4 protein-coding genes are annotated in these 5,526 nt (G+C 61.1%); 2 read left to right on the top strand and 2 right to left on the bottom strand.

What is annotated here, in order from left to right:
* A partial coding sequence (locus KGB24_RS28470) for a vWA domain-containing protein (protein ID WP_223474898.1) occupies window positions 1-686 on the top strand: 686 nt, incomplete at its 5' end.
* A 114-nt stretch (window positions 687-800) separates the two neighbouring features.
* Here KGB24_RS28470 and KGB24_RS28465 read toward each other — a convergent pair.
* Entirely contained in the window at window positions 801-2,777 is a 1,977-nt protein-coding gene (locus KGB24_RS28465) for a methyl-accepting chemotaxis protein (protein ID WP_223413893.1), read from the bottom strand.
* Between the two features lie 182 nt (window positions 2,778-2,959).
* Window positions 2,960-3,880 carry a LysR substrate-binding domain-containing protein gene (locus KGB24_RS28460; RefSeq protein WP_008030538.1) on the bottom strand — a complete coding sequence of 307 codons (921 nt, stop codon included), beginning with the start codon at window positions 3,878-3,880 and terminating at the stop codon, window positions 2,960-2,962.
* A 158-nt stretch (window positions 3,881-4,038) separates the two neighbouring features.
* On the opposite strand from KGB24_RS28460, the gene KGB24_RS28455 reads away from it, so the two are divergent.
* Window positions 4,039-5,436 (top strand): NorM family multidrug efflux MATE transporter, encoded by a 1,398-nt coding sequence (locus tag KGB24_RS28455; RefSeq protein WP_223413892.1) that lies wholly within the window; start codon window positions 4,039-4,041, stop codon window positions 5,434-5,436.
* The last annotated feature ends 90 nt before the right edge of the window (window positions 5,437-5,526 follow it).

Genomic DNA, 5,526 nt, shown 5'->3' with positions numbered 1-5,526 from the left:
CACCGACGCTGGACAACTTCGCGTGCCGCAAAAAAGCGCCAAACGCGGAGATCCCGCAATTCGTGGTGGTGCTCGACACCTCGGGTTCAATGGATTTGAACATCAGGTCGGTAAAAGCCGATGAGGACTGGTTCTTCGGCAATGAGATGAACAAGTATCTGGACCCGAACCGCACCATGCAGATCTTCGCCAAACCCAGCCGCATGGACGTCGCCAAGGACTCGCTGGCCGGCATGATCAACGGGCTGGACCCGAAAATCGACACGCGCCTCATTACCTTCGCCGGCTGCGAACGCACACCGGACCAGGGCGTGTTCAAGTTTGGCGACCGGCCACGGCTGATCAACGGGATTCGAGGGCTGGTTCCCAACGACGGCACACCGCTGGCCGACAGCCTGGCTTACGCGGCAAGCACCGTCGACGGGCGCAATAACGATGCCGTGATCGTGATGTTCGTCGACGGTGAGGACGGTTGCCAGAAAGACGCTTGCGCGGTGTCCCGCCAAATCGCCAGGGAACAACCACGCCTGCGGGTCAACGTGGTGAAAATCGGTGCCGGTGGCCCGTCACGCTGCATTGCTGAAAACACCGGTGGCCGGGTTTACAACAGCACCAACGCGGCAGAACTGGCCAAGCAGTTGAAACTCGCAACCAAGGAAGTGTCGAGCAACGCCAAGTGTGATTGATCGGCAGATCTGAATATTGCGGTGCAGCCTTCGCGGGCAAGCCTCGCTCCTACAGGGGTCAACGCTGAACCTGTAGGAGCGAGGCTTGCCCGCGAAGGCGATTTCAAAGGCGACTCAACGAAACCGGTCAACCTCTTGGCGCAACTCCGCCGCCAGGCTCTCCAGCTCTTTGGCGGTCACCGCCAGGTTCGACACCACTTCCCGCTGCTCGCTGTTCGCCAGCGCAATGCTTTGCAGGTTGCTGCTGAGCAGGGTCGCGGTGCTGCTCTGCTCTTGGGTCGCGGTGGTGATCGCGGCGAACTGTTCACCGGCGGAACGGCTTTGCTCATCGATCCGCGCCAGTGCCGAGGCGACGTTGGCGTTACGCGACAAGCCTTCCTGCATCAAGACTTTGCCCTGTTCCATGGTGCTGATGGCATTGCCGGTTTCCTGCTGGATGCTCTGAATCATCCCGGAAATTTCGTCGGTGGCCTGGCGAGTGCGTGAAGCCAGGTTGCGCACTTCATCGGCCACCACCGCAAAACCACGGCCCTGCTCACCGGCACGCGCCGCTTCGATGGCCGCGTTGAGCGCCAGCAAGTTGGTTTGCTCGGCAATCGAGGTGATCACCCCGACAATGCCACCGATTTCCTGAGAACGCTGGCCCAGGGTGTTGATCACCGTGGCGGTGCTGTTAAGCGCGCCAGCAATTTGCTCCAGGGACGAGGACGCCTCACCCATCGATGTACGACCGATCTGGGTTTGCTGTGCGTTTTCCTGCGCCAGACGCTGAGTGCTGCCCATGTTGTCGGCAATGTTCAACGAGGTGGCGCTGAATTCTTCCACGGCACCAGCCATGCTGGTGATTTCGCCGGACTGCTGCTCCATGCCTTCATAGGCACCGCCAGACAAACCGGACAAGGCCTGGGCACGGCTGTTGACCTCTTGCGAGGCCCGGCGGATGTGCTCGACCATCGTCGACAGCGCTTGGCTCATCTGATTGAAGGCACGGGCCAGCTGACCGATTTCGTCGTTGCTCGACACGTTCAGGCGCACGCTCAGATCACCGGCGCCCAAGGCTTCGGCCTGCTGCACCAGATCGCCCAGCGGCGCGAGTTTGCTGCGCAGCAACCAGACGGCGGAGCCCACAGCGATCAACATCGCCAGCAAGCTGCCAATCGCCAATTGAATGCCGACGCTCCAGGTCACCGCGCTGATTTCGTCTTGCGGCATGCTCGCCACGACCGACCACGGGCCGTCCTGGAACGGCACGGAAACACTGTAGAAGTCTTCGGACGTGTCGCTCCAGAAACCGCCCTCGCTCGGGGTTTTCGCCAGGGCGGTGATGGCTGGAACGGCTTTATCCAGCGCTTCCACGCCGGCGATCGGTACCAGCCATTTGTTCTGCTCGTCGAGCAACGCCAGGGAACCGGTCTTGCCGATGCGGAATCGTTTGAGGTTTTCGAACTGGGCTTTCTGCGCGTCGGTGTAGTCGAAACCGACATACAGCACGGCAATGACCTTGCCGCCGCTGTCGCGTACCGGGGTGTACTGCGACATGTAGTAGCGTTCAAAAAGCAAAGACCGTCCGACGAAACTCTGCCCCGCCATCAAACGGGCGTAAGCCGGGTTCGCATGATCGAGAACAGTGCCAATGGCACGACTGCCATCCTGTTTGGTGACGTTGGTGCTGACCCGAATGAAGTCCTCGCCGCTGCGCACGAACACCGTGGCCACGCCGGCGGTCATCTGCTTGAACTCGTCCACTTCCTTGAAGTTGTTATTGAGCACTTCGCCGCCCAGTTGCAGGCCCGGAGTCTGGGTGCCCGCCACGTTCACCGGCGCATCCGGGTGCACGCTCAGCCCGCCACTGAAACGCTTTTCGAACAACCCCGCAAGGCGCAGGGTACTTTCACGCAACGTGCCGTGAAACGTACTCAACTGGTCGGCCAGTAACCGCGCCTCACTGGCCAGGTGCTCTTCGCGGGTGGCGAGGTTGGCCGTGTCCAGTGAACGCAGGGCAAACAGGGTACTGCCGCTGATGACAATCGCCAGGATAATGGCGAGCGCAAGGCCAAGCTGTGAGGCAATCCGAGCACGAGGTTGAGACATGACAGCTCCTGGCCGAGCGATCTGATCCTCCTTGATCGGCTACTCAGCATAATTTCTAATAATGGGGAATTACGTCGAACCTGCACGAAGGTTCCATCTGCAGATTTTCGGCGGCAAACCTGAATACTTGAGTAAATAGCCGGGATATGGCTCAAGGCCGCTATTTCAAGGGCTCTATCGATTCAGCACAAGTGTTCGACGTCCGGCAATTTCATCGCCCGGACTTCGCCTTGCAGGAAATCACTGAGGCGGCGCAAACGTTCACCTCCCGGGCGGGTTTTCGGCCAGACGAGGTAATAATTCTCACCACTGGCGACGGCGGTCGGCCACGGCAAACTCAGACGGCCCTGCGCCACATCTTCGGCCACCATCAACAGATCGCCCATCGACACGCCATAACCCCGGGCGGCGGCGATCATTCCCAGCTCCAGCGTATCGAACACCTGCCCGCCCTTGAGCGACACCTGATCCGTCAGCCCCATGCGCTCCAGCCAGTTGCGCCAGTCACGCCGGTCCGGCGTCGGGTGCAGCAGTTCGGCATGGGCCAGACGCGCGACGTCCCACGGTTGGTCCTTCAGAAGATTCGGCGCACCGACCGGAATCAGCTCCTCCGGGAACAGGAGACTCGCCTCCCAGTCCGGCGGAAAATGCCCATTGCTGAGGATCACGGCGCAGTCGAACGGCTCATGGTTGAAGTCCACTGAATCGACGTCCATCCAGGCGCTGGTCAGTTGCACTTCGTTGCCCGGTTGCAGATGGCGGAAACGGCTGAGCCGCGCCAACAACCAGCGCATGGTCAGGGTCGACGGCGCTTTCATGCGCAGGATGTCATCTTCAGCGCGCAAGGTATTGCAGGCCCGCTCAAGGGCGGTGAAGCCTTCGCGAATGCCCGGCAGGATCAGCCGCGCCGACTCGGTCAGTTGCAAATTGCGCCCGCTGCGATGAAACAGCCGACAGGCAAAATGCTCTTCAAGCGTACGAATATGCCGACTGACCGCACTCTGCGTAATCGACAACTCTTCAGCGGCACGGGTAAACGAGCTATGCCGCGCCGCCGCTTCAAATGCGCGAAGGGCATAAAGGGGAGGAAGACGACGGGACATACGGAAAGCTCCTATAGCGCAGTTTCGTCAACTTATCAGAAACTCCCCAGGATGAGTTTTAATCATGCCATCCATCCTTTTTATCCCTTTGTGCAAACCCCGCAGAGCGCCGAGAATCGACGCTTTCCTGTTCTCTTTGATAATCGGGCGTGATGACCATGCAGCATCCAGCACGTATTGAACTCTGGGCCATCCTGCGGCTGGCGGGGCCGTTGATTGCCTCGCAGTTGGCGCACATGCTGATGGTCCTCACCGACACCTTGATGATGGCGCGCCTGAGCCCCGAGGCATTGGCCGGCGGCGGACTCGGCGCGGCGACCTATTCGTTTGTGTCGATCTTTTGCATCGGCGTGATTGCGGCGGTCGGCACGTTGGTGGCAATCCGTCAGGGCGCGGGCGATATCGTTGGCGCGGCGCGGTTGACCCAGGCCGGGTTGTGGCTGGCGTGGTTGATGGCTTTGGTCGCCGGGTTGCTGCTGTGGAACCTCAAACCGGTGTTGCTGATGTTTGGCCAGACCGAAACCAACGTCCAGTCAGCCGGGCAGTTCCTGTTGATTTTGCCGTTCGCCTTGCCCGGCTACCTGAGCTTCATGGCCCTGCGCGGTTTCACCAGCGCGATTGGCCGGGCGACGCCGGTGATGGTCATCAGCCTCGGCGGCACGGTGGCCAACTTCGTGCTCAATTATGCGTTGATCACCGGGATGTTCGGCCTGCCGAAAATGGGCCTGGTGGGTATCGGTCTGGTCACGGCGATTGTCGCCAACCTGATGGCCGTGGCATTGGCGCTGCACATTCGGCGGCACCCGGCGTACGACGCCTATCCATTGCGCCAGGGCTTGTCGCGGCCAAACCGGCAGTACCTGAAGGAGTTGTGGCGCCTGGGTCTGCCGATTGGCGGCACCTACGCAGTGGAAGTCGGGCTGTTTGCCTTCGCCGCGCTGTGCATGGGCACCATGGGCAGTACGCAACTGGGCGCGCATCAGATCGCGCTGCAGATCGTCTCGGTGGCGTTCATGATTCCGGCGGGGCTTTCCTATGCGATCACCATGCGCATCGGCCAGCATTACGGCGCCGGGCAGTTGCTGGACGCGCGGCTTGCCGGGCGGGTCGGGATCGCCTTTGGCGCAGCGGCGATGCTCGGTTTCGCGATGGTCTTCTGGCTGTTGCCGAATCAGTTGATCGGCCTGTTTCTCGATCACAACGACCCCGCGTTCCGCGACGTCATCAACCTGGCGGTGAGCCTGCTGGCGGTGGCGGCTTGGTTCGAGCTGTTCGACGGTACGCAAACCATCGCCATGGGCTGCATTCGCGGACTCAAGGACGCCAAGACCACGTTCCTGGTCGGGTTGGGTTGCTACTGGCTGATTGGCGCGCCCGCCGCGTGGTGGATGGCGTTCCATTTGCACTGGGGGCCGACGGGTGTCTGGTGGGGCTTGGCGCTGGGCCTGGCATGCGCGGCGGTGAGCCTGACGCTGGCGTTCGAGTGGAAGATGAAGCGGATGATTCGGCGGGAGCCGACATCAGGGGCAAGTTTCCAGATCGCCCAACCCGACTGAAATCCCTTGTAGGAGCGAGCCTGCTCGCGATGGTGTGTCAGCCGACACTTTCTTAGCTGACACACCATCGCGAGCAGGCTCTGTCTCTTA

This window comes from Pseudomonas sp. BF-RE-25, from assembly GCF_019956105.1.
GTDB lineage: Bacteria > Pseudomonadota > Gammaproteobacteria > Pseudomonadales > Pseudomonadaceae > Aquipseudomonas > Aquipseudomonas migulae.
This window is presented reverse-complemented; position numbering and strand designations above follow the sequence as displayed.